Raw genomic sequence first — 21,907 nt, forward strand, 5'->3', positions numbered from 1 at the left:
AACCTGTCTATAATTCGAGTCTCTGCAAAACGCGACTGATAAAAAGGTTGTCCTGCAGAGAGTTTGGGGGTATAGCTCAGCTGGGAGAGCGCTTGCATGGCATGCAAGAGGTCATCGGTTCGATCCCGTTTACCTCCACCAAAATTTAATGACGGCGAGTCGCAAGGCTCGAATCGTTCTAGGAATTGACCCTATCGTCTAGAGGCCTAGGACATCACCCTTTCACGGTGAGTACCGGGGTTCGAATCCCCGTAGGGTCGCCAAGTTTGAAGCGCTTGCAGCTACATGATATGTAGCAAAGCTTCCTGCCAGGAGTGGTAGTTCAGTTGGTTAGAATACCGGCCTGTCACGCCGGGGGTCGCGGGTTCGAGTCCCGTCCACTCCGCCAGATTCAAAAAGCCGCAATCAAGAAATTGGTTGCGGCTTTTTTGGCTTCTCACATCTCCGGCAGCCAAGCGTGCTCCTGACTTTCTAGCAAGATACCCTTGCCATGCAAGTGCTATGGCGATACGCTATCGTTCACCCTTACAGATGTTGACAAAAGTTTTGCATGTGGGAACTTTTGTTGCCGTTCAGTACACCATCCTGTCACCACCAGGTCGGTTTCCTGGTGGTTGTCCCTTCCCTATATTGCTGTTCGTTTAACCACCGCTTTCTCGATCCATGCGCCCGGCGTCTTCCTTTCTGCTGTCGCTGCTGATGTTTGCTTCCATCATCGGAGTGCAACTCGTCGCCATGTGGCCCGCGGGTTCGCAGGATGTGGTGGCCATGGCCTATGTGCTCGACGCAGAGCCGCACGAGTACGGTGTCGATGTGCTGCAGGAGTTCGAGGACGATGTGGAAGAAGATACGGTGGAGTTCTCCATCCACCGCCCGCATCGCACTGCCGAACTCAATCCGGCACAGGATGATCGCAATGAACTGTTTGGTCCTCCCGAAGCGGTAGCCGTGGGTGTGGCCGATGTCCGGGTGCCTCCGCAAGAGCATGTGGTGCACCAGACCTCCCCCTGGCCGGAAAGCATGCTGCGTCCGCCCAATATGAGCCTGCCGCTGGCAGGCCAGCTCCAGCGCACCTGACGACCTTCGCGTCGCTGTGCTCGCGCCGGGCTTGATGCCCCCGATACCTGCCGTCCCCTGATTCCATGGCCTGAGGGCCTGGAATGTGCTTGTCTGCCGAGCATGTTTCCGAGTCAGGTCTGAGGCGGCTTCACCTTCTCAGGTGCAACTGATCCTGCATTGCATGTGGCGGCCTGCCGCATGTGCGTGACAGGGTTTCGACCCTTTCCTCACTTTATCTGCCCTCAAGAAGGCAGCTGTGTTCTATGCTCAATAGATCGAGAGTGCCGGCTTCTTTTCCGGCCAAGGCCCGCAAGAATTCTTCTGGCCATGCACCGTTGCGCAGCCTCCAGCGTTCGGCCATCTTCGGCCTGTGTCTCGCTGCTGCCATGGCTGCGCATGCGCAAAATGCCGGCAGCGCACCACAAATCAGCAGCACGATTTCCGATCAGGCACAGCCCAGGCTGACCCTGACGCAACTGGTGCAGACCGTGCTGGAGAACAACCCCGAACTTCGCTCCGTTCAGCAGTCGAGCGTCACTGCCCAGGCTGCCGTGGTCAGCGCCGGTGCCCTTCCGAACCCCAAGCTGGAGTGGAGTCGCGGCGACAACAAGGCGCGCCTGGCATCGGCCACCCCTGGCAATGTTCAGACCATGGGGATTTCCGTCCCCATCGAAATGCCCTCCGTACGCGCTGCGCGCATAGAAGCCGCTGAAGCTGGCCAGCGGGCATCGGTGCACCAGATTGCCGCATCGCGCAACGCCCTCGTGGCCCAGGTCAAGCTCAAGGCCTATGAGGTGGTGCTGCGACAGGCGCAGGCGCAGGCCGCGTATGACGCCGTCAAGCTGCTCGAGCAGGCCCATGAGCGGGTACGCGTGCGTGTTTCCAGTGGCGAGGCAGCGCGCTATGAAATCATCAAGGCCGATGCCGAGCTGATCAACGCGCGCCAGCAGGAGCAATCTGCCCGCTTGCTGGCCGAGCAATCCCAGCTCACGCTCAATCGCCTGGCCGCAGGCCAGTTGCCCAGCCGCTTCGACCTGGCCCTGTCCTTGCAGGACCCGGTGGCCCAGGCTCAGTTGAAGAACGTCAACTGGCAGTCCCATCCGGAACTGCTGCAGCTGCAGTCCGAGGTGGACAAGGCCGAAGCGCAGAAAAACGGTGCCAAGGCCAGCCGCTGGCCGGGGCTCGAGCTGCGCTATGCGCAGACGCGGGAGCCCGATATCCGCAACAACACCATCGGCGTGAGCATGCAGATTCCGCTGTTCGACCAGCGCCGCGGCCCGATTGACGAGGCCGCCTCGGAAGCCGAGCGCGCACGTCTGCGCATGGAAGGCCGCAAGGCCGAGCTGGAGCAACAGACGCTGCAGGCCTGGAAGGTCATGGAAATGGCGCAGGTACGCATCAAGGCCCTGAGCGAAGGGGCGGTGCGCGAGGCCGAGTCGGCATTGCGCGTAGCCGAGGCGGCCTACCGCTACGGAGAGCGGGGCATTCTCGATGTGCTGGATGCCCAGCGCGTGCTGCGCACGGTGCGAGCCGATTTGCTGGAGGCCCGCTATCAGCTTCAGTCGGCCCGGATCGAGCTGGACTTCCTGGCCGGCCGCTATGCCCAGCCTTCCTCGCTTTGAGCTTTCAAAGTCAAGACCACGTTTTCGTATTTTTTGAATTCGCTTTATGTCTTCTCATCAATATTCCAGGACTGCGCGTCCTGCCTCTCTGGTTCTGGCACTGGCACTGGCCGGGCTGACCACACTGACCCTGACTGGCTGTGGCAAGGACGAGCAGGCGACTGCTGCGGTTGCGGCTGCAGATACCAAGGCCGAGCTGGACCCCTTGGAGGTGGTCGTCTCGGCTGAAATGGCCGGCAACTTCAAGACTGCTGCGGTCGCGCAGGCCGAGGTGGCATCGGTGCAGGAAATTGCCGGTCGCATCGAAGCCAACGAGCGCAAGGTCACCCGCATCGGCGCGGCCGTGACAGGCCGTGTGACCGAGGTGCTTGCCGAAACCGGTGATCGCGTCAAAGCAGGTCAGACGCTGGCGCGTGTCGCCAGCCCCGAGCTGACCACTGCCCAGCTGGCCTATATGCGTGCCAGCGCCACGGCGACCCTGGCCGAGCGCTCGGTGGAGCGCGCACGTCAGCTGATCGCTGCCGACGTGATTGGCTCTGCAGAACTGCTGCGGCGCGAATCCGAAGTGCAGATTGCCCGCGCAGAGCTGAGGGCGGCAGGCGATCAGCTCAAGCTGATGGGCTTGTCTGCCGAGGCACTGAGCAGTCTGCGGGCCAAGGGCAATGTGGCGCCGAATGCCGCCATCACGGCCTCTGCTGCCGGTATCGTGATCGAGCGCCAGGTCAGCCAGGGACAGGTGGCGCAGCCGGGAGATCCACTGTTCACTGTGGCAGACCTTTCCAACGTCTGGGTGGTGGGTGCCTTGCCCGAGCAGATTGCGCGCAGCGTGCAGACCGGCCAGAACGTGCAGGTCGATGTGCCGGCGCTGGGGCTGACTGTCGAGGAGACGCCGATCTCCGGCAAGATCATCTACGTGGGTGACACCGTGTCACCCGACACCCGCACCGTGACCATTCGTACCCAGGTGGACAACAAGGATCTGGCGCTCAAGCCGCAGATGCTGGCCACCATGAAGATTCAGGGGGCCATGGAGAAGACGCTGGCGATCCCGGCGCTGGCCGTGGTCCGCGAGAACGACAAGGACCATGTCTATGTCAAGAAGGCCGAAAACCACTACCGCCTGACTCCGGTGGAGCTGGGTGCGACCAGCGGTGGTCTGCGGCCCGTGATCAAGGGGCTGAGCGAAGGCACGCAGATCGTGGTCGAAGGTGCATTCCACCTGAACAACGAGCGCAAGCGCGCAGAACTGGAGTAAGCCCATGATTGCCTCCATGATTCGTGCCGCGCTATCGCAGCGGCTGGTGGTGGTCGTGCTGGCGCTGGTGATGTGCGGATTCGGCCTGCGTGCTGCCATGAATCTGTCGGTGGATGCCTTCCCCGATGTGACCAATGTGCAGGTCCAGGTTGCCACCGAAGCTCCCGGCCGTTCACCCGAAGAGATCGAGCGTTTTGTGACCGTGCCTCTGGAAATTGCCATGACGGGCTTGCCCGGACTGGCCGAGATGCGCTCGCTCAACAAGAGTGGACTGTCCATCATCACGCTGGTGTTCACCGATGCGACCGATGTGTACTTTGCCCGCCAGCTGGTGACGGAGCGTCTGATCGAAGTCACGCCGCGCATGCCTGAAGGCATTGTGCCGGTGCTGGGGCCCGTGTCCACGGGCCTGGGCGAGGTCTACCAGTACACGCTTGATCATCCCGATGATGGCGAGCGCGAGCTGACCCAGGCCGAGCTGACGGAGCGTCGCACCATCCAGGACTGGGTGGCGCGTCCCTTGCTGCGCTCCATTCCCGGCGTGGCGGAAATCAACTCCCAGGGCGGCTATGTCAAGCAGTACCAGGTGCTGGTCGACCCCGCCCGTCTGCGCCACTACAACCTGACCGTGCGCCAGGTGGTGCAGGCCGTGGCGGACAACAACGCCAATGCCAGCGGGGGCATCCTGCCCCAGGTGACCGAGCAGTATCTGATCCGCGGCGTGGGCATGATCCGCTCCCTGGACGATATCGGCAACATCGTGCTCAAAGAGCAGGGGGGCGTGCCGGTCTATGTGCGCGACGTGGCCAAGGTGCAGATCGACGCCGAGGTCCGTCAGGGCGCCATCATCAAGGGCGGCTATACCGAGAGCGTTTCCGGCATCGTGCTGATGATGCGTGGCGGCAATGCCAAGGAGGTCGTGACCCGGGTGAAAGAACGCGTGGCGGAGATCAATGCCAAGGGCATGCTGCCTGGCGGTCTGCAGATCGTTCCCTACTATGACCGGACCGATCTGGTTGATTCCGCCCTCTGGACCGTGGGCAAGGTGCTGATCGAGGGCATCTTCCTGGTGGTGGTGGTGCTGTTCATCTTCCTTGGCGATGTGCGCTCCAGCCTGATTGTGGTTGCGACGCTGGTCATCACGCCTCTGACCACCTTCATGCTGATGAACAAATATGGCATTTCGGCCAATCTGATGTCCTTGGGAGGGCTGGCCATTGCCATCGGCCTGATGGTGGATGCGACCGTGGTGGTGGTGGAAAACGTGTTCCACAAGCTGGGTCAGGCGGGCGATTCGCGTGGTGAACGCATCCGCACCGTGCTGTCTGCCACCGTGGAAGTCGCGACGCCCACCATCTTCGGCATTGCCATCATCATTCTGGTTTTCCTGCCGCTGATGACGCTGCAAGGCATTGAAGGCAAGATGTTCGGGCCGCTGGCGCTGACCATCGCCATGGCTCTGGCCATCTCGCTGGCCGTTTCGCTGTTCCTGTCGCCGGTGCTATGCTCCTACTTCCTCAAGGGTGGCGCTGACCATGACACCAGGCTGATCGCCTTCCTCAAGCGCCACTATCTGCGCCTGCTCGACGGCGCGACGGCCCGCAACCGTCTCACGCTGGCCGTGGCGGTGGCGCTGCTGGTCGGCTCGCTGGGGCTGTTCCCGCTGCTGGGCAAGTCCTTCATGCCGACCATGAAGGAAGGGGCGCTGACACCGCAGATCAACCGCGTTCCCAGCATTTCCCTGGATGAGTCCATTCGCATGGAAATGGCGGCCATGAAGGAAGTGGCGCAGGTGCCTGGAGTGAAGTCCGTGGTGTCCAAGCTTGGTCGTGGCGAATCGCCGGCCGACCCCGCTGGCCCCAACGAGTCCGACCCCATCGTGCTGCTGGATCCGGAGTCCGAGCGCAGCCAGGACGAGATCGACGAAGACATCCGTCAGCGTCTGTCCAAGATCCCAGGGGTGCAAATCGTGCTGTCTCAGCCTATCTCCGAGCGGGTGGACGAAATGGTGACGGGCGTGCGTTCTCAGCTGGCCGTCAAGGTGTTTGGTGATGAACTGGAAGACCTCAAGGAGGTCTCCGAGCAAGTGGCGCGCATTCTGAAGAGCGTCTCCGGCAGCACCGACATTCGTGTCGAGCGACTCTCGGGACAGCAGGCCCTGACGGTGGACATCGATCGCAAGGCGATTGCCCGCCACGGCCTGAACGTGGCCGACGTGCAAAGCCTGCTGGAATCCGCCATCGGTGGCAAGGATGTCACGACCTTGTACGAAGGCGAGCGCCGCTACTCGGTGGTGGTGCGCTTCCCCGAGTCCTATCGGGGCTCCCCGGAGGCTATCGGTGCGGCGTTGCTGACCACGGCCACCGGTGCGCAGGTGCCGCTGAGTAGTCTGGCCCGCATCGAGCTGGTGGACGGGCCGGCACAGATCAGCCGCGAAGGCGGCAAGCGTCGAGTCGTTGTGGGGGCCAATGTCGAAGGGCGTGACCTGGCGGGCTTTGTGGCTGAGGTCGAGCAGCGCCTGGCGAAGGAGGTCAAGCTGCCCGATGGCTATTACTTCAAGTTCGGCGGTCAGTTCGAGAACATGGAGCGCGCCATGGGCACGCTGCAGGTGATCGTGCCGCTGACCATCGTCGCCATCTTCTTCCTGCTGTTCCTGCTGTTCAACTCCGTCAAGCTGGCAAGCCTGATCATTCTGGTGCTGCCTTTCGCTTCGATTGGCGGCCTGATCGGCCTGTTCGTCACGGGGGAATATGTCAGCGTGCCGGCCTCCGTGGGCTTTATTGCCCTGTGGGGGATCGCCGTGCTCAATGGTGTGGTGCTGGTCTCCAGCATCCGCCACCTGCGCCAGGAGGGAATGGCGGTGGCGGAGGCTGTGCGGGAAGGCTGTACCCAGCGTTTCCGTCCGGTGATGATGACTGCCACCGTGGCCTTGCTGGGTCTGGTGCCGTTCCTGTTTGCGACAGGTCCGGGCTCCGAAGTTCAGCGTCCTCTGGCCATTGTGGTGATCGGCGGCCTGATTACGTCGACCCTGCTGACCCTGGTGGTGCTGCCCACGCTGTACCGCTGGTTTGACGAGAAGCCGACCGAGGCTTGATTTGAGAAAGGAGTGATCCGATGACGATGAAGGAAATCCGCGCCATCGTGCGTCCCAGCCGGCTGGAGCGCCTGCGTACCGAGCTGCGCGCAATTCCGAACTTTCCCGGCGTGACGATCTTCAAGGCCGAAGGTTTCACGGCTCCTGCAGCCGTGGACAAGCGCACGGTCAAGGATGAGCTGACCGATTTTTCGGACAAGCTCATGGTCTGCGTGATCGTGGAGGAGTCCATGGTGGCGGCCATCCGCGAGGCCATCGTCGCGGCCTGCCGCACCGGCCAGATCGGCGACGGCCTGGTCTGGACCGTGGATATCGGCGAAATGCATCGCATCCGCGACGGCGGTGCGGTGAGCTGAGACGGCCTGCCCAGCGAATAAAAGGGATGCTTTCTGCATCCCTTTTTTCATGCATTCGAGAAAATATCGGCAGTTTGGAAAAAGCGGCGAAAACCCTGTGCTACAATTTTTGCATTGCAGCAGAGAAACACTGTTTCATTGCTTCAAGGGGGTATAGCTCAGCTGGGAGAGCGCTTGCATGGCATGCAAGAGGTCATCGGTTCGATCCCGTTTACCTCCACCAAAATTTTGACGGCGAGTCGCAAGACTCGAATCGTTCTAGGAATTGACCCTATCGTCTAGAGGCCTAGGACATCACCCTTTCACGGTGAGTACCGGGGTTCGAATCCCCGTAGGGTCGCCAAGTTTGAAGCGCTTGCAGCTATATAATATGTAGCAAAGCTTCCTGCCAGGAGTGGTAGTTCAGTTGGTTAGAATACCGGCCTGTCACGCCGGGGGTCGCGGGTTCGAGTCCCGTCCACTCCGCCAGATTCAAAAAGCCGCAATCAAGCAATTGGTTGCGGCTTTTTCTTTGCCCGGGATCCGGAGAAAAAGGCCTTGCGGCAAGGCCTTTGATTTACCCGTTATTTCGGGGCCATGCGAATGGCACCGTCCAGGCGGATGACTTCACCATTGAGCATGTCGTTTTCCAGTATCTGCTTGACCAGCTTGGCGTAGTCCTCGGGCTTGCCCAGCCGGCTGGGGAAGGGCACGCTGGCGGCCAGTGCATCTTGAACTTCCTGTGGCATGGTGAAAAGCATGGGGGTGCCGAAGATGCCAGGAGCAATCGTCATATTGCGAATACCGCTGCGCGCCAGGTCGCGAGCAATGGGCAGCGTCATGCCGACCACGCCGCCCTTTGATGCCGCGTAGGCCGCCTGGCCGATCTGACCGTCATAGGCCGCGACGCTGGCGGTGGAAATCAGAACCCCGCGCTCGCCGGTAGGCTCTGGCTCATTCTTGCTCATGGCGTCCGCCGCCAGCCGAATCATGTTGAAGGTGCCGACCAGGTTGACCATGATGGTCTTGGTATAGACGGCCAAGCTGTGTGGGCCGCTCTTGCCTACGGTTTTTTCGGCCGGTGCGATGCCGGCGCAGTTGATCAGGCCCGCCAGCTTGCCCAGGCTTGTGGCCTTGGCGACCACGGCCTGGCCATCGGCCTCATTGCTGACGTCGCAGCGCAGATAGGCGCCGCCGATCTCCCGGGCGACGGCCTCGCCCCGTTCTGCATTCATGTCGGCAATCACCACCTTGCCGCCATTGGCGGCCAGCATGCGTGCCGTTCCCTCGCCCAAACCCGAGGCGCCGCCGGTCACGATGAATACGCGGTCCTGAATCTGCATGTGCTGTCTCCTTGCTCGATGTCTTGTTGACGTTGACGTAAACGTCAATTATGCACAGAGTGAGGCCCGGTACGACCTGAGGAAAGCGCGCATAAAAAAAAGCCCAATCACAGGGATTGGGCTTTGAAGGGATCCATGAAACGGGGGTTTCAGGAGGATCCAAGGAGACAACTTGCGCAAGGTCGGCATCTCTGTCGATGCATGCCGACCTGACATGCTGGTGATTATAAGGGTAAACCCTAGATCTTGCCAAGCATGTCGATAACGATGTTCTTAACGCTTGGCCGTGGCCTTGACCGCTTCCGTGGCGGTCTTGGTGGCGGCGTTGAAATTGGCTTCAGCCATGTCGGAGGCTTGCTTGACGGCCTTCTGCACGGATTCGAATGCGTTGTTGGCAGCCGAGACGGCGCTCTTGACCATGGCCACAGCGGATTCGGAGCCGGCAGGCGCATTCTTGGTGGAGTTGTCCAGCAGAGCGTTGAAGTTCTTGCGAGCTTCGGTGGACTGGACTTCCAGGGCCTTGTTGAACTCGCCGGCCGTGTTGCTGGCGATGTCATACAGATGGCGGCTGTAGGATGCGGTCTTCTCGGCCAGGGGCTGGAACAGGCCTGCCTGCAGAGTCAGCAGTTCCTGGGCGTCCTTGACGCTGAGCACGGCTTGGGTGTGCTGGGCGGCTTCGGTCAGTGCGGCACGCGATGCGGTGACGTTCAGTTCAACCAGTTTTTCCACGCCTTCGAAAGCCTTGCTGGTCAGGCTGAACAGCGTCTCGAAATGGGCTTTTTGTGCGCTCAGGATTTGGTCGGGGGTCAGGCTCATGGCAATTCTCCAAAATTACGGATCTAACAAAGGGATCGGACCGGAGGAAACGTCTGCCCTGACATGACCGCTATCTCTGAGTCAGTCGTATGTTGCAGTGCAGCATGGGTGCATTGTGGAAGAGAATTTGTGGCAATGCAAGCTTTAATTTGTTGCGTTGCAGCAAAAAAGAGGGGCGGCTCATGCTTTTTGATAAGTGCATGATTTTTAAAAGCTTTGTTATGTCCGTTAATTGACAATAAACGGCATGCATGTATTTTCTTGTGCGCTGCGTCATGCGTTGGCGAGCGCTGACGCCGACGCCCTGTCGCGGTGGTGCTGGCGACGTATGGGCCGCGCTGCACAATGGCTGCATGACTGCATCGATCTCTCATGGCAAGCCTTCGCGTGCCCAGCCACAGGCGCGTGACTCCTATCCTGTGTTTCGTGACATCAGCACCCGCTGGTCGGACAACGATGTTTACGGTCATGTCAACAACGTCATCTACTACAGCTGGTTTGACACTGCGGTCAATGCGTATCTGATAGAGCAGGGGGCGCTGGATATCCATATCGGGCAGACGATTGGCCTCGTGATAGAGACCCAGTGCAATTACTTTGCCTCTCTGGCTTTTCCGCAATCCGTGGAGGCCGGCATTCGCGTGGCGCATCTGGGGACCTCCAGCGTGCGCTACGAAGTGGGTCTGTTTGCCAAGGGCGCGGGCCAGTCCGCTGCCGCCGGGCATTTTGTGCATGTCTATGTCGACAGGCAGACGCGCCGACCGGTGCCCTTGCCCCAGCCGTTGCGTGCGGCCCTGCAGCCGCTGCTGCGCGCAGAGTCGGTTGGCGAATAGCAAAAAAGATAGCTTCTTGCGTATGTCTGTCAAGTGTTCAAGAGTGATTTGAATGAGGTATCCGGCGGCGCTTGAAAAGCCGTCATCGGCAGGAAGCACTCAGGGGCAGCGAGTACGGGGCGGGGTGTGGAATCGCCTACACTCGTCAGTCTCTGTTGAGGCCGGCTCATCCTGTTTTGAGCCAGCCTTGTTCCATGACTGAACGGACCGTCAGGCCCACCGTCGTCCATGATCATCACCAGTCTGCTAGACACCGACCTGTACAAATTCACGATGATGCAGGTGGTGCTGCATCAGTTTCCGGGCGCGCAGGTGGAGTACCGCTTCAAATGCCGCAACCCCGGGGTGCAACTGGCTCCGTACGTCAATGAAATTCGCGAAGAGATCCGTTCTCTTTGCAAGTTGCGCTTTCAGGATGCCGAGCTGGCCTATCTGAGTTCGCTGCGTTTCATCAAGAGCGATTTTGTCGATTTCCTGAGCCTGTTCCAGCTCAACGACAAATACATCACGGTCACGCCGCTGGCCAGCGGCGAGATCGACATCACCATCCAGGGCCCCTGGCTGCACACCATCTTGTTCGAGATCCCGGTGCTGGCCATAGTCAACGAGGTGTATTTCCGCAATACCCAGCCCGTGCCCAACTTCCTCGAAGGACGCAGGCGCCTGGACGAGAAGATCGAGCTGCTGCAGGCGCCCGGCCTGGAGTCGCTCAAGATTGCCGATTACGGCACGCGCAGGCGCTTTTCGAGGGCCTGGCATGAAGAGGTGCTGCGTGTGCTTTGCGCCAGGCTGGGCCATCCGGGGGCGGCGCGCGTCAACGGCCAGCGCAAGGGGCAACTGGCGGGCACCAGCAATGTGCTGTATGCGATGAAGCTGGGTCTGATTCCGCTGGGCACGTTGGCCCACGAATACCTGCAGGCCTGCCAATCGCTGGGCCCACGCCTGCGCGACAGCCAGATCTTCGGTTTCGAGTCCTGGGCGCGCGAGTACCGGGGCGACCTGGGCATTGCGCTGTCCGACGTCTATGGCATGACGGCCTTTCTGCGCGATTTCGATCTGTACTTCTGCAAGCTGTTTGACGGTGCGCGCCACGACAGCGGCGACCCGTTCGACTGGGGGGAGCGCCTTATCGCGCACTACAAGGCCAACAAGATCGATCCGCTGAGCAAGGTCCTGATCTTCAGCGATGGACTGACAATCCCCAAAACCATCGGACTGTTCGAGCGCTTCAACGGTCGCTGCCAGCTGGCGTTCGGTATCGGCACCAATCTGACCAACGATCTGGGTAATCCTCCCGAGCATGTGCCCTTGCAGATCGTGATCAAGATGACGCGCTGCAACGGCCAGCCAGTGGCCAAGCTCTCGGACACGCCGGGCAAGAGCATGTGCGACGATGAAAAATACCTGGCCTATCTGCGTCAGGTGTTCAGCATTGCGCCGCCGGAGCCGGTCGCGCCGGCTTAAAAATCAAGAATCAGGGACGGCAGCCGCGCCGGCTGCAGGGCCAGAAGCAGGGAGGATGTGCGTTTGATCAGCAAATCTTGGATGAAGGCCGCAGCCGCCGCGCTGCTGACACTGGCGGTGGGCGCTGCGCGAGCCGCAGAGATCAATGGCGCGGCCATGTCCGTGGCCTGGGGCATACCGTTTGTGGGCATGCTGCTGTCGATTGCGCTGATGCCGCTGCTGCTGCCGCAGTTCTGGCATCACCATTTCGGCAAGGTGACCGCCGGCTGGGCGCTGGCCTTCATGCTGCCTTTTGCGCTGATCCATGGCCTGGCCGCGGCGGGCACGAATCTGGTGCATGCCTTGCTGGCCGAGTATCTGCCGTTCGTGATCTTGCTGACCGCGTTGTATACGGTGGCCGGCGGCATCTACGTGCGCGGCAATCTGCGTGCTTCTCCGGGACTGAATACCTCCATCCTGGCCGTGGGTGCGGTGCTGGCCAGCTTCATGGGCACCACAGGGGCGTCCATGCTGCTGATCCGCCCCTTGCTGCGCGCCAACGACAACCGCCGTCATCAGGCCCATGTGGTGGTGTTCTTCATCTTCATCGTCTCCAATGCCGGGGGCGCACTGACGCCGCTCGGGGATCCGCCGCTGTTCCTGGGTTTTCTGAAGGGGGTGGACTTCTTCTGGACGGTGAGCCATATCTGGGGTCCGATGCTGTTCCTCACGCTGGCGCTGCTGATCATCTTCTACGGGATAGATCGCAGGCTGATGGGGCAAAAGGGAGAGACCGACCTGCCGGATCCCACACCCAGCATGGATGCGACCGGGGCTCAAAGCCGCCTGGGCTTCGAAGGCCGCGTGAACTTCGTTCTGCTGATCGCGGTGGTGGCTCTGGTGCTGGTCAGCGGCATCTGGCGCACTCCCGCAGGCTTCGAGATTGCAGGAACCCATGTCGGCCTGCCTGGCCTGGTGCGCGATCTGGGCCTGCTGGCCGTGACGCTGCTGTCGCTGAAGCTCACGCCGGCCAGCGTGCATCGGGCCAATGAGTTCGGCTGGGGGCCCATGCAGGAAGTGGCCAAGTTGTTTGCGGGTATTTTTCTGACCATCATTCCCGTCATTGCCATGCTCAAGGCGGGGGGGGAGGGGCCCTTCGGCGCCGTGGTGCGCGCCGTGACGCATGCCGATGGCACCCCCGATCCGGCCATGTATTTCTGGGCCACGGGCCTGCTGTCTTCCTTCCTCGACAACGCCCCGACCTATCTGGTCTTCTTCAATACCGCCGGTGGCGACCCTGCGCATCTCATGACAGAGATGGCGCTGACGCTGACCGCCATCTCTGCCGGTGCCGTGTTCATGGGCGCGAACACCTATATCGGCAACGCACCCAATCTCATGGTCAAGGCGATTGCCGAAGATCGTGGCGTGAAGATGCCGGGCTTTTTCGGCTACATGCTCTGGTCGGTCTGTGTGCTGGTGCCGCTGCTCTTGCTGATCACCTGGATCTGGTTTCGATAGGCCGCACCGTCCCATCCCCCCCATCACTTGAAGAGGAAACAATGATGAGCAACAAGCCTCGCATCCTGATCGCCCGTGCCATTTCGCCCGAGGTGGTGCAGCGGCTGCAGCAGCACTTTGAGGTACAGGCCAATCAGGACGATGTGGTCTGGTCTCCTGCGGAGCTGGCCCGGCAGTTGCAGGGCAAGGATGGTTTGCTGACCACGGGTTCGCAGCGCATCGATGCCGAGTTGCTGGCCGCCTGTCCGCAGCTCAAGATCGTGGCCAATATGGCGGTGGGCTACAACAATTTCGACGTGCCCGCGATGACGGCCGCTGGCGTGCAGGGCACGAACGCCCCCGACGTGCTGACCGAGACCACGGCTGATTTCGGTTTTGCCCTGCTGATGGCCACGGCGCGCCGCATTACCGAGAGTGAGCACTATCTGCGTGCGGGGCGCTGGAAGGACTGGCATTACGACCTGTTTGCCGGTGCCGAAGTGCATGGCAGCACGCTGGGGATTCTGGGCATGGGGCGCATCGGCCAGGCGATCGCACGCCGTGCGGCGTACGGCTTTGGCATGCAGGTGATCTATCACAATCGCTCGCGTCTGGATGCAGCCCTGGAGGCCGAGTGCAAGGCCGGCTATGTCGGCAAGCAGGAGCTGCTCGAACGTGCCGACCATCTGATGCTGGTGCTGCCATTCACCCCCGAAAATCGCCACATCATCGGTGCGGCAGAGATTGCCCGTATGAAGCCCACCGCCACGCTGATCAATATTGCGCGTGGCGGCATTGTGGATGATGCGGCCCTTGCCCAGGCGTTGAGAGAGGGGCGCATTGCCGCAGCGGGGCTGGATGTGTTCGAGGGCGAACCCGCCGTGCACCCCGATCTGCTGACCGTGCCGAATGTGGTGCTGACACCCCATATCGCGAGCGCCACCAAGGGGACTCGCACGGCCATGGCCGGTCTGGCTGCGGACAATCTGATCTCCTTCCTGGGCGGCAAGGGGCCGCTGACACCCGTCAACCATCCGGTCTGAAACGTCGCCATTAGGTCGGCTCTCGTCACAGCAGTTTGAGGGCGGATGCGTGGTCTGAGCGCTTTATCGGCTTTGATAATTTCTGCCCGCCTGGCGTCTGAGCGCCGGGCGGGCTTTTTGATTCAAGCGAGACCGCAATGCCATTTATCCGCACCAGCGTCCACAAGGACACCATGCCCGCCCAGCGCCAGGCGATCGTCAACGGGATTCACCAGGCCCTGATCGACGGCATCGGCATGCCCGCCGATGAGTTGTTCAACATGGTTGGCGATTATGACGAGCAGAAGTTCTTCTTCAGCCGCACCTTCAATGGCTACCAGCGCTCGGACCGCGTGGTGGTGGTGGAGATCACCATGCGCCGCGGCCGCAGCGATGCCATGAAGCGCGCCCTCTACGCCCATATTGCAGCCAATCTGGAAAAGGACGCAGGTGTGGCACCCAGCGATGTATTCATTTTCACGCATGAAAACGACTACTCGGACTGGTCTGTGGGGGGCGGCAGGTTTGCCATGGCCATTGCCCAGCAGGTCGGCCCCGACGCCTGATTCTTGCGTCAGCCGGTTGCTGCCGCGCTGTCACCGAGGCAGCAACCAGGTGCCGCACTTCGGACTGCATTGAATTTTTCGTGGCGTTGAGGGCTGATAATTTGCCAGCGCGCTAGCGCTTGCAAACTTCGGTCTGCAATGTCCATGGCGGATATTCAATGAATAGCTCTGCAACGCTTATTTGTCAAGCGCTTGAAGCTATTAAAAACAGAGTGCGAAAGGCGTGGCAAGACAGTGTCTACGTGGTGGCTTGGGTTGGCGGCGCTGGCCGCATTGATGGTGGTCCTGCTCCTGGTGCTTCTTTGGCGGCTTCAGGGGCTGCACCGCCAGGCGGAGCTTGCTCTGGGGCCCGACGCCATGAGACTGCAAGCCCAGCTTCTGCAGGGAGTGCAGGCGCTGGATGTCAGGCTGCAGCAGCTGGAGCGCAGCAGTCAGAGTACCCAGATGGCCGTGGCCAAGAGTGACGGTGCCCTGGATCGCGTCACCCAGCATGTACAGACCCAGTTGGCCCAGGTGCAGCAAGATGCACTGGCCGCTCGGCGTGAGCAGGGGGCAGCGCTGGCATCCTTTCGCGAGGAAGTCGCACAGCTTGCACAGCGGCTGACAGGCGACAGTCAGCAAGCCCGGGCCGCACTCGCGCAAAGCAGCGCGGAGCAGAGCGTCCATGTCCAGCAGCGCTTCGAGGCCCTGGCCGAGACGACGCGCGGCACGCTGGATTCGCTCAAGGGCGATATCCTGCAGCAGCTCACGCATATGAGCACCCATATGGGGGCTGCGCTCAAGGACCAGCTGGGCAGCAATGGCGAGCAGCTGCGTCATCAGTTTGCCGTGCTGCAGGATGCGGTGAGCCAGCAGCTTGCAGCGCTGACCCAGGGACAGCAGACCACGGCGGAGCAATTGCGCGCAACGCTCAACGAGCGACTGGCCACGATCCAGAGCGACAACGCCCTGAAGCTCGACGAGATGCGTCGCACCGTCGATGAGAAGTTGCATGCCACGCTGGAGCAGCGTCTGGGCGAGTCCTTCAAGCTGGTCAGCGACCGTCTGGAGCAGGTGCACAAGGGATTGGGCGAGATGCAGACCCTGGCGGGCAGCGTGGGAGATCTCAAGCGGGTGATGACCAACGTGAAGTCCCGGGGCACCTGGGGCGAGCTGCAGCTGGGCAACATCATCGACAACGTGCTCACGCCGGAGCAATACGCCAGAAACGTCAAGACCGCGCCCGATAGCGACGAGCTGGTCGAGTTCGCCATCCGGCTGCCGGGGCGCAACGACGACCAGCCCGTCTGGCTGCCCATCGATGCCAAATATCCGGTCGAGCATTACCAGCGCCTGCAGGATGCACAGGACAGTGCGGATCGTGTGGCCCTTGTCGCGGCGGGCAATGCCTTCGAGACATCGATTCGCGGCGAAGCCAGGAAAATTGCCAGCAAATACATTGCGCCGCCGTACACCACGGACTTCGCCGTCATGTACCTGCCCACGGAAGGCCTTTTTGCCGAGGTGTTGCGTCGTCCGGGGCTGGTCGAGGCGCTGCAGAACGAGCACCGCATCGTGATTACCGGTCCAGCGAATCTGGCCGCCATGCTCAGCAGCCTGCAGATGGGCTTCAAGACGCTGGCCATCGAGAAGCGCTCCTCCGAAGTCTGGGGCGTGCTAGGCCAGGTCAAGACCGAGTTTGGCAAGTTCGGTGAGGTGGTGGAGGCCACCCGCAAGTCCATCGATGCTGCCGCGCGAAAATTTGATCAGGTGGGCGTGCGCACGCGCGCCATCCAGCGCCATTTGCGCAATGTTCAGGAGCTGCCGAATGGAACAGGGCAGGAGCCGCCGTTGTTTCCGGCCCCATCGTCCGGCGGTGACCAGACTGTCAGCGAGGACGACGAATGAATGCAGCCCTGCTGCGCCTCATCCTTGCGCAAGTCTGTATCCACGGCACCATGACCGGCATGCGCATGGCCACGCCGCTGCTGGCACTCAGGGAAGGATACAGCCCAGCTGCGGTCGGCATGCTGCTGGCGCTGTTTGCGCTGACCCAGGTGTTTCTGTCCCTGCCTGCGGGACGTTATGCAGACCGTCACGGGCTCAGGCGCCCGCTCATCATCAGTGTGACGGCTGCGTGTTCCGGGGCTGGGGTGGCCGTGCTGTTCCCGCTCTATCCGGTGCTGTGCCTGAGTGCTTTGCTGACGGGCGGCGCCGCAGGCATGGCGCTGATCACCCTGCAGCGCCATGTGGGACGCATGGCGCACAACAAGGACGAGCTGCGCAAGGTCTTCAGCTGGCTGGCGATTGGCCCGGCCATTTCCAACTTTCTGGGGCCGTTTGCGGCCGGGCTGCTGATCGACTATGCAGGCGGGGAAGCGGCCAGCACCACGGGCTTCAGGGCCGCCTTCCTGCTGCTGACCCTGATGCCCCTGGCGGCATGGTTCTGGGCGAGAACGGTGCAGGAGCTGCCGGCGCTGCAGACCGAGAGCGTGAACCCGAAGGCAACGGCCTGGGACCTGGTGCAGAACCGGGGCTTCAGGCGCTTGTTGCTGCTGAACTGGGCGCTTTCCTCTTGCTGGGATGTGCATACTTTTGTCGTGCCCATTCTGGGGCACGAGCGTGGACTGCCTGCCTCGGTCATCGGCAGCATCCTGGGGGCTTTTGCGATTGCTGCGGCCGTGATCCGCATGCTGATGCCCATCATCACGCGCCATCTGGCCGAATCGCAAGTGGTGCTGGGAGCCATGGTTGCTGCCTGCGCCCTGTTCATCGCCTACCCCTTCATGCCCGGTGCCTGGAGCATGGGTGCCTGTTCGGTCTTGCTGGGCGTGGTACTGGGATCGGTGCAGCCCATGGTGATGAGCATGATTCATCAGATCACGCCACCCGAGCGCCATGGCGAGGCGCTGGGATTGCGCATGATGGCCATCAACGGCTCCAGCGTGCTGATGCCGGTGCTGTTCGGATCGCTGGGCACCGTGGTCGGTGTCTCGGCCCTGTTCTGGGCCGTGGGGGTGCTGGTTGGCGTGTCCTCGCGCCTGCCCTGGCTGATCGGCAAGCAGGATATGCCGTCCGATGAGTGGAGTGGCCATTAAACAGGCCGGCTGCTTGCATTAAAAAGAGCGCCCTGGGCGCTCTTTTGTCTTCTGGAAGTGCGTTTACAACTCTTCGACCCTGCGTGCCGGATAGCTGTCCCAGCTCTGGCAGCCGGGGCAATGCCAGAAATGGGTGCGGGCCTCGAAGCCGCAGGCAGCGCAGCGGTAGCGGGTCAGGGGCTTGGTGGCGTGGTTCAGTGCCTTCTGTACGGTGGCATGGTATTGCTCCTCGGTCAGGGTCTCGCCTTCCAGCCACTGGGCGGCCGCCACCAGGGACGACTCGTGTTCCAGATGCTGCACCAGGCGCTGGCGGCCGGGCGCTGCCGCATCGCCGCTTTTCTGGTCGAGGGCGACCAGTGCCTGCAGCAGATCCAGTGAGGGGGCCTGCGCATAGTGCCTGAGCAGCAGATCGCGCGCCTCGGTCAGCGCACCCGTCGCCTCGGCCACCTCCACCAGCAGGCTGGCCGCCAGGGGCAGGGCTGCGGGGCTGTTCTGCGCCAGCGCCTGTAGGCTGGACAAAGCCTGCGCGGACCGGCCCTGCCGATGCTGGAGCTGGGCCAGCTCCAGTCGGGGGCGCGGAGCTTGCGGAGCCGTCTCCAGGGCCTGCTGCAGCTGTGCAAATGCCTTGTCGAGTTGGCCATGGGCCACCTGGGACTGGGCGTCTTCGCAAAGATAGTGGGCCAGTCGGGTGCTGAAGTCTCCCTGGCCGGCGGCCTGCATTTTGCGCACGATGGCTGCGGCCTGGGCCCAGTCGCGCGAGCGCTCGTAAATGGCCAGCAACGCCAGGCGTGCCTCGCCCTCGTACTGCGTGCCTTCCAGGCGATTCAGCGCTTCCTCGGCGCGGTCCAGCAGTCCCGCCTTGAGGAAGTCCTGTGCCAATGCATGCTGTGCACGGTCCCGGTCGGGGCGAGTGAGGTCGGCACGGCTGAGCAGATGCTCGTGAACCCTTACGGCGCGGTTGTATTCGCCGCGGCGGCGAAACAGATTGCCCAGGGCAAAGTGCAGCTCGGTGGTGTCGGGGTCGTTCTGCACGGCCTCGATAAAGGCATCGATGGCCTTGTCCTGCTGCTCGTTGAGCAGAAAGTTCAGGCCCTTGAAGTACGCCTTGGGCGCCTGACGGCTGTCGGCGCGCACCTGGCGCAAATCCCAGCGGGAGGCCAGCCAGCCCAGCACAAAGGCGGCCGGCAGTCCCAGCAATATCCAAGTCAGATTAAATTCCATGCACGTCGCCCGGCGCAATGATCGAAGAAGAGTTCTGTTCCTTCACCGCAGGTGCTGCACTGGTGGCGTTGGCTGCGGTGTTCGGTGCCTGTTGAGTGGCCTGTGCTTCGCGCGCTGCGCTGCGATGCTTGAGCCAGCGCGGCACCATGCCCAGCACCCCGACAAAAAGGCCCAGCGCAAAAGCCGCCAGCACCACCAGCACCAGAGGTGCAGTCCAGGCCGTGCCAAAGAAGAAATGCACGGTGGCGTCTTGCTGGTTGTTGAGTGCGAATGCGAACAGAGTGAAAAAAATGGCTGCCTTGAGCAGCCACAGCAGGTATTTCATGCTTCCCTTTATGCGCCTTGTGTGACGGGAAGATTTTAGGCCAGCCCATGCGTGGACTGGCAAACGGGCGGCATGGTCAGCCCTGAGGGGGCTGATGGTGCCTGCGGACTTCAGGCAGTCTGCGGCTGGTGGGCGGCAGAGTCGTCGGCCTTGAGATTGTCCACGGCTTCGCGCAAGGCCTTGCCGGGCTTGAAATGAGGAACGCGCTTGGACGGAACCTGGACGGACTCGCCGGAGCGGGGGTTGCGGCCGATGCGGGGCTGGCGGTGATTGATGGCAAAGCTGCCAAAGCCCCGAATTTCAATGCGGTGACCGCGTACCAGGGCATCGCTGACGGCATCCAGAATGGTTTTGACGGCCTGCTCGGCATCACGTTGGTTGAGTTGACCAAATTGGGCGGCAAGTTCTTCGACGAGATCGGATCGGGTCATCGGGTGGCGGAGGCTCTAGGTTGAAAACAACAACGGGCGCACAGGGCGCCCGTTGTCTTCGACGCTTGACGGTCAGTCAGACGAACTGGCCGACCGGCTGATCCAAGATTTACTTGTCAGCGTCCAGCTTGGCGCGCAGCAGGGCGCCCAGGCTGGTGGTACCAGCGTTTTCCTTGGAGGACTGAGCCGACAGGGAAGCCATGGCGACTTGCTGTTCAGCGTGATCCTTTTGCTTGATGGACAGCTGGATGTTGCGGCTCTTGCGATCCACGTTCACCACCACGGCCGTCACTTCGTCGCCTTCCTTCAGGACGGAACGAGCATCTTCCACGCGGTCTTGCGAGATTTCGGAAGCGCGCAGGTAGCCGATGATGTCTTCGCCCAGGTCGATTTCAGCGCCCTTGGCGTCCACAGTCTTGACCTTGCCGGTCACAACTTGGCCCTTGTCGTTCACGGTCACGAAGGTCGTGAAGGGATCGCTGTCCAGCTGCTTGATGCCCAGGGAGATGCGCTCGCGCTCAACGTCCACGGCCAGCACGATGGCTTCGACTTCTTGACCCTTCTTGTAGTTACGAACAGCGGCTTCGCCGGCTTCGTTCCACGACAGGTCAGACAGGTGCACCAGGCCGTCGATACCGGCAGCCAGACCCACGAACACGCCGAAGTCGGTGATGGACTTGATGGGGCCCTTCACGCGGTCGCCGCGCTTGGTGTTCTGGGCGAATTCTTGCCAGGGGTTAGCCTTGCACTGCTTCATGCCCAGGGAGATGCGACGCTTGTCTTCGTCGATTTCCAGAACCATGACTTCCACTTCGTCGCCCAGGGACACGAGCTTGGTGGGAGCAATGTTCTTGTTGGTCCAGTCCATTTCGGAAACGTGCACCAGGCCTTCGATGCCGGGTTCCAGTTCCACGAATGCGCCGTAGTCAGCAATGTTGGTGACCTTGCCGAACAGACGGGTAGCGGAGGGGTAGCGGCGAGCCACGCCCATCCAGGGATCGTCGCCCATTTGCTTCAGACCCAGGGACACGCGGTTCTTTTCGGTGTCGAACTTCAGGATCTTGGCAGTGATTTCCTGACCAGCAGTCACCACTTCGGAGGGGTGACGCACACGGCGCCATGCCATGTCGGTGATGTGCAGCAGGCCGTCGATACCGCCCAGGTCCACGAACGCACCGTATTCGGTGATGTTCTTGACCACGCCCTGAACGATAGCGCCTTCCTTCAGGGTTTCCATCAGCTTGGCGCGCTCTTCGCCCATGGAAGCTTCCACCACAGCGCGGCGCGACAGCACCACGTTGTTGCGCTTGCGATCCAGCTTGATGACCTTGAATTCCAGGGTCTTGTTTTCGTAGGGAGTCAGGTCCTTGATCGGACGTGTGTCGATCAGCGAACCGGGCAGGAAAGCGCGGATGCCGTTGACCAGAACGGTCAGGCCGCCCTTGACCTTGCCGGAAGTGGTGCCGGTCACGAATTCGCCGGATTCCAGAGCCTTTTCCAGCGACAGCCAGGAAGCCAGACGCTTGGCGGTGTCACGGGACAGGATGGTGTCGCCGTAGCCGTTTTCGATGGAGCCGATGGCCACGGACACGAAGTCACCCACTTGGACTTCGACTTCGCCCTGGTCGTTCTTGAACTCGTCGAGGGGCACGTAGGCTTCCGACTTCAGGCCGGCGTTCACCACCACGAAGTTGTGCTCAACGCGCACGACTTCAGCGGTGATAACTTCGCCAGGACGCATTTCGGTGCGTGTCAACGACTCTTCAAAAAGGGCGGCAAAAGATTCAGACATGTAGTTCCTTGCCCGCAACCAGGTTTCCGCCGGCACCATTGCCAAGCGTTTTTAAGACTGATTGCGGAGGTTGTGGGTTTTTGGGCCCACGGGGTTAAAGGTTAACAACCTTGCTGCCGGTTCGCGGTCTGCGAAAGCCTGGCATCAAGGGCCAACAAGCCAGATGCGGGGCT

18 protein-coding genes and 6 tRNA genes are annotated in these 21,907 nt (G+C 61.5%); 18 read left to right on the forward strand and 6 right to left on the reverse strand.

What is annotated here, in order from left to right; genetic code table 11:
- Positions 1-65 precede the first annotated feature (65 nt).
- The 11 genes from E2583_RS08205 (at position 66) to E2583_RS08255 (ending at position 7,854) form a co-directional block, all read left to right on the forward strand.
- A tRNA-Ala gene (locus E2583_RS08205) sits at positions 66-141 on the forward strand.
- Between the two features lie 46 nt (positions 142-187).
- Positions 188-263, forward strand: a tRNA-Glu gene (locus tag E2583_RS08210).
- 48 nt (positions 264-311) lie between these two features.
- Positions 312-388, forward strand: a tRNA-Asp gene (locus E2583_RS08215).
- A 311-nt stretch (positions 389-699) separates the two neighbouring features.
- The gene (locus tag E2583_RS08220) at positions 700-1,077 is read left to right on the forward strand and encodes a hypothetical protein (RefSeq protein ID WP_291594766.1); all 378 of its coding nucleotides are present in this window, start codon (positions 700-702) and stop codon (positions 1,075-1,077) included.
- Positions 1,078-1,445: 368 nt separating this feature from the next.
- Positions 1,446-2,681: a TolC family protein gene (locus E2583_RS08225; protein WP_291595032.1), complete on the forward strand. Its 1,236-nt coding sequence runs from the start codon at positions 1,446-1,448 to the stop codon at positions 2,679-2,681.
- A gap of 46 nt (positions 2,682-2,727) precedes the next feature.
- Positions 2,728-3,936 carry an efflux RND transporter periplasmic adaptor subunit gene (locus E2583_RS08230; RefSeq protein ID WP_291594767.1) on the forward strand — a complete coding sequence of 403 codons (1,209 nt, stop codon included), beginning with the start codon at positions 2,728-2,730 and terminating at the stop codon, positions 3,934-3,936.
- A 4-nt stretch (positions 3,937-3,940) separates the two neighbouring features.
- Complete coding sequence (locus E2583_RS08235) at positions 3,941-7,030, forward strand: CusA/CzcA family heavy metal efflux RND transporter (RefSeq protein ID WP_291594768.1); 3,090 nt, start codon at positions 3,941-3,943, stop codon at positions 7,028-7,030.
- Positions 7,031-7,050: 20 nt separating this feature from the next.
- Positions 7,051-7,386 carry a P-II family nitrogen regulator gene (locus tag E2583_RS08240; RefSeq protein ID WP_291594769.1) on the forward strand — a complete coding sequence of 112 codons (336 nt, stop codon included), beginning with the start codon at positions 7,051-7,053 and terminating at the stop codon, positions 7,384-7,386.
- Between the two features lie 147 nt (positions 7,387-7,533).
- Positions 7,534-7,609: transfer RNA gene (locus tag E2583_RS08245), tRNA-Ala, on the forward strand.
- A gap of 44 nt (positions 7,610-7,653) precedes the next feature.
- Positions 7,654-7,729, forward strand: a tRNA-Glu gene (locus tag E2583_RS08250).
- A gap of 48 nt (positions 7,730-7,777) precedes the next feature.
- A tRNA-Asp gene (locus E2583_RS08255) sits at positions 7,778-7,854 on the forward strand.
- Between the two features lie 95 nt (positions 7,855-7,949).
- Here the strand turns inward: E2583_RS08255 and E2583_RS08260 are convergent.
- Both E2583_RS08260 and E2583_RS08265 read right to left on the reverse strand, forming a co-directional pair.
- Positions 7,950-8,708 (reverse strand): 3-hydroxyacyl-CoA dehydrogenase, encoded by a 759-nt coding sequence (locus tag E2583_RS08260; RefSeq protein ID WP_291594770.1) that lies wholly within the window; start codon positions 8,706-8,708, stop codon positions 7,950-7,952.
- Positions 8,709-8,981: 273 nt separating this feature from the next.
- Positions 8,982-9,524 carry a phasin family protein gene (locus E2583_RS08265; protein ID WP_291594771.1) on the reverse strand — a complete coding sequence of 181 codons (543 nt, stop codon included), beginning with the start codon at positions 9,522-9,524 and terminating at the stop codon, positions 8,982-8,984.
- A gap of 353 nt (positions 9,525-9,877) precedes the next feature.
- Between E2583_RS08265 and E2583_RS08270 the strand changes: the two genes are divergently transcribed.
- From E2583_RS08270 to E2583_RS08300, 7 genes are all read left to right on the forward strand, one after another.
- A complete protein-coding gene (locus tag E2583_RS08270; protein ID WP_291594772.1) occupies positions 9,878-10,357 on the forward strand; it encodes a thioesterase family protein in 480 nt (159 codons plus the stop codon).
- 228 nt (positions 10,358-10,585) lie between these two features.
- Positions 10,586-11,821 (forward strand): nicotinate phosphoribosyltransferase, encoded by a 1,236-nt coding sequence (gene pncB / locus E2583_RS08275; protein ID WP_291594774.1) that lies wholly within the window; start codon positions 10,586-10,588, stop codon positions 11,819-11,821.
- An 81-nt stretch (positions 11,822-11,902) separates the two neighbouring features.
- Positions 11,903-13,321, forward strand: coding sequence for a sodium:proton antiporter (locus E2583_RS08280; RefSeq protein ID WP_291595034.1), 1,419 nt, complete (start codon positions 11,903-11,905; stop codon positions 13,319-13,321).
- 44 nt (positions 13,322-13,365) lie between these two features.
- Positions 13,366-14,343: a D-glycerate dehydrogenase gene (locus E2583_RS08285; protein ID WP_291594775.1), complete on the forward strand. Its 978-nt coding sequence runs from the start codon at positions 13,366-13,368 to the stop codon at positions 14,341-14,343.
- A 137-nt stretch (positions 14,344-14,480) separates the two neighbouring features.
- Positions 14,481-14,888 carry a tautomerase family protein gene (locus E2583_RS08290; RefSeq protein WP_291594777.1) on the forward strand — a complete coding sequence of 136 codons (408 nt, stop codon included), beginning with the start codon at positions 14,481-14,483 and terminating at the stop codon, positions 14,886-14,888.
- A 276-nt stretch (positions 14,889-15,164) separates the two neighbouring features.
- Positions 15,165-16,775 (forward strand): DNA recombination protein RmuC, encoded by a 1,611-nt coding sequence (gene rmuC / locus E2583_RS08295; RefSeq protein ID WP_291595036.1) that lies wholly within the window; start codon positions 15,165-15,167, stop codon positions 16,773-16,775.
- Positions 16,772-17,965, forward strand: a complete 1,194-nt coding sequence (locus E2583_RS08300) for an MFS transporter (RefSeq protein WP_291594779.1) — start codon at positions 16,772-16,774, stop codon at positions 17,963-17,965. Before rmuC ends, E2583_RS08300 begins: the two co-directional genes overlap by 4 nt.
- A 63-nt stretch (positions 17,966-18,028) precedes the next feature.
- Here the strand turns inward: E2583_RS08300 and lapB are convergent, their stop codons facing one another.
- From lapB to rpsA, 4 genes are all read right to left on the reverse strand, one after another.
- Positions 18,029-19,186 (reverse strand): lipopolysaccharide assembly protein LapB, encoded by a 1,158-nt coding sequence (lapB, locus tag E2583_RS08305; protein ID WP_291594780.1) that lies wholly within the window; start codon positions 19,184-19,186, stop codon positions 18,029-18,031.
- A complete protein-coding gene (locus E2583_RS08310; RefSeq protein ID WP_003057146.1) occupies positions 19,176-19,511 on the reverse strand; it encodes a lipopolysaccharide assembly LapA domain-containing protein in 336 nt (111 codons plus the stop codon). The genes lapB and E2583_RS08310 overlap by 11 nt, the downstream gene beginning before the upstream one ends.
- Positions 19,512-19,621: 110 nt before the next feature.
- Positions 19,622-19,942: an integration host factor subunit beta gene (locus E2583_RS08315; protein ID WP_291594783.1), complete on the reverse strand. Its 321-nt coding sequence runs from the start codon at positions 19,940-19,942 to the stop codon at positions 19,622-19,624.
- A gap of 109 nt (positions 19,943-20,051) precedes the next feature.
- On the reverse strand, positions 20,052-21,734 hold the full coding sequence (gene rpsA, locus E2583_RS08320; protein WP_003057144.1) for a 30S ribosomal protein S1: 1,683 nt from the start codon (positions 21,732-21,734) through the stop codon (positions 20,052-20,054).
- Positions 21,735-21,907: the final 173 nt, after the last annotated feature.

It is taken from the genome of Comamonas sp., assembly GCF_009360615.1.
GTDB lineage: Bacteria > Pseudomonadota > Gammaproteobacteria > Burkholderiales > Burkholderiaceae_C > Comamonas.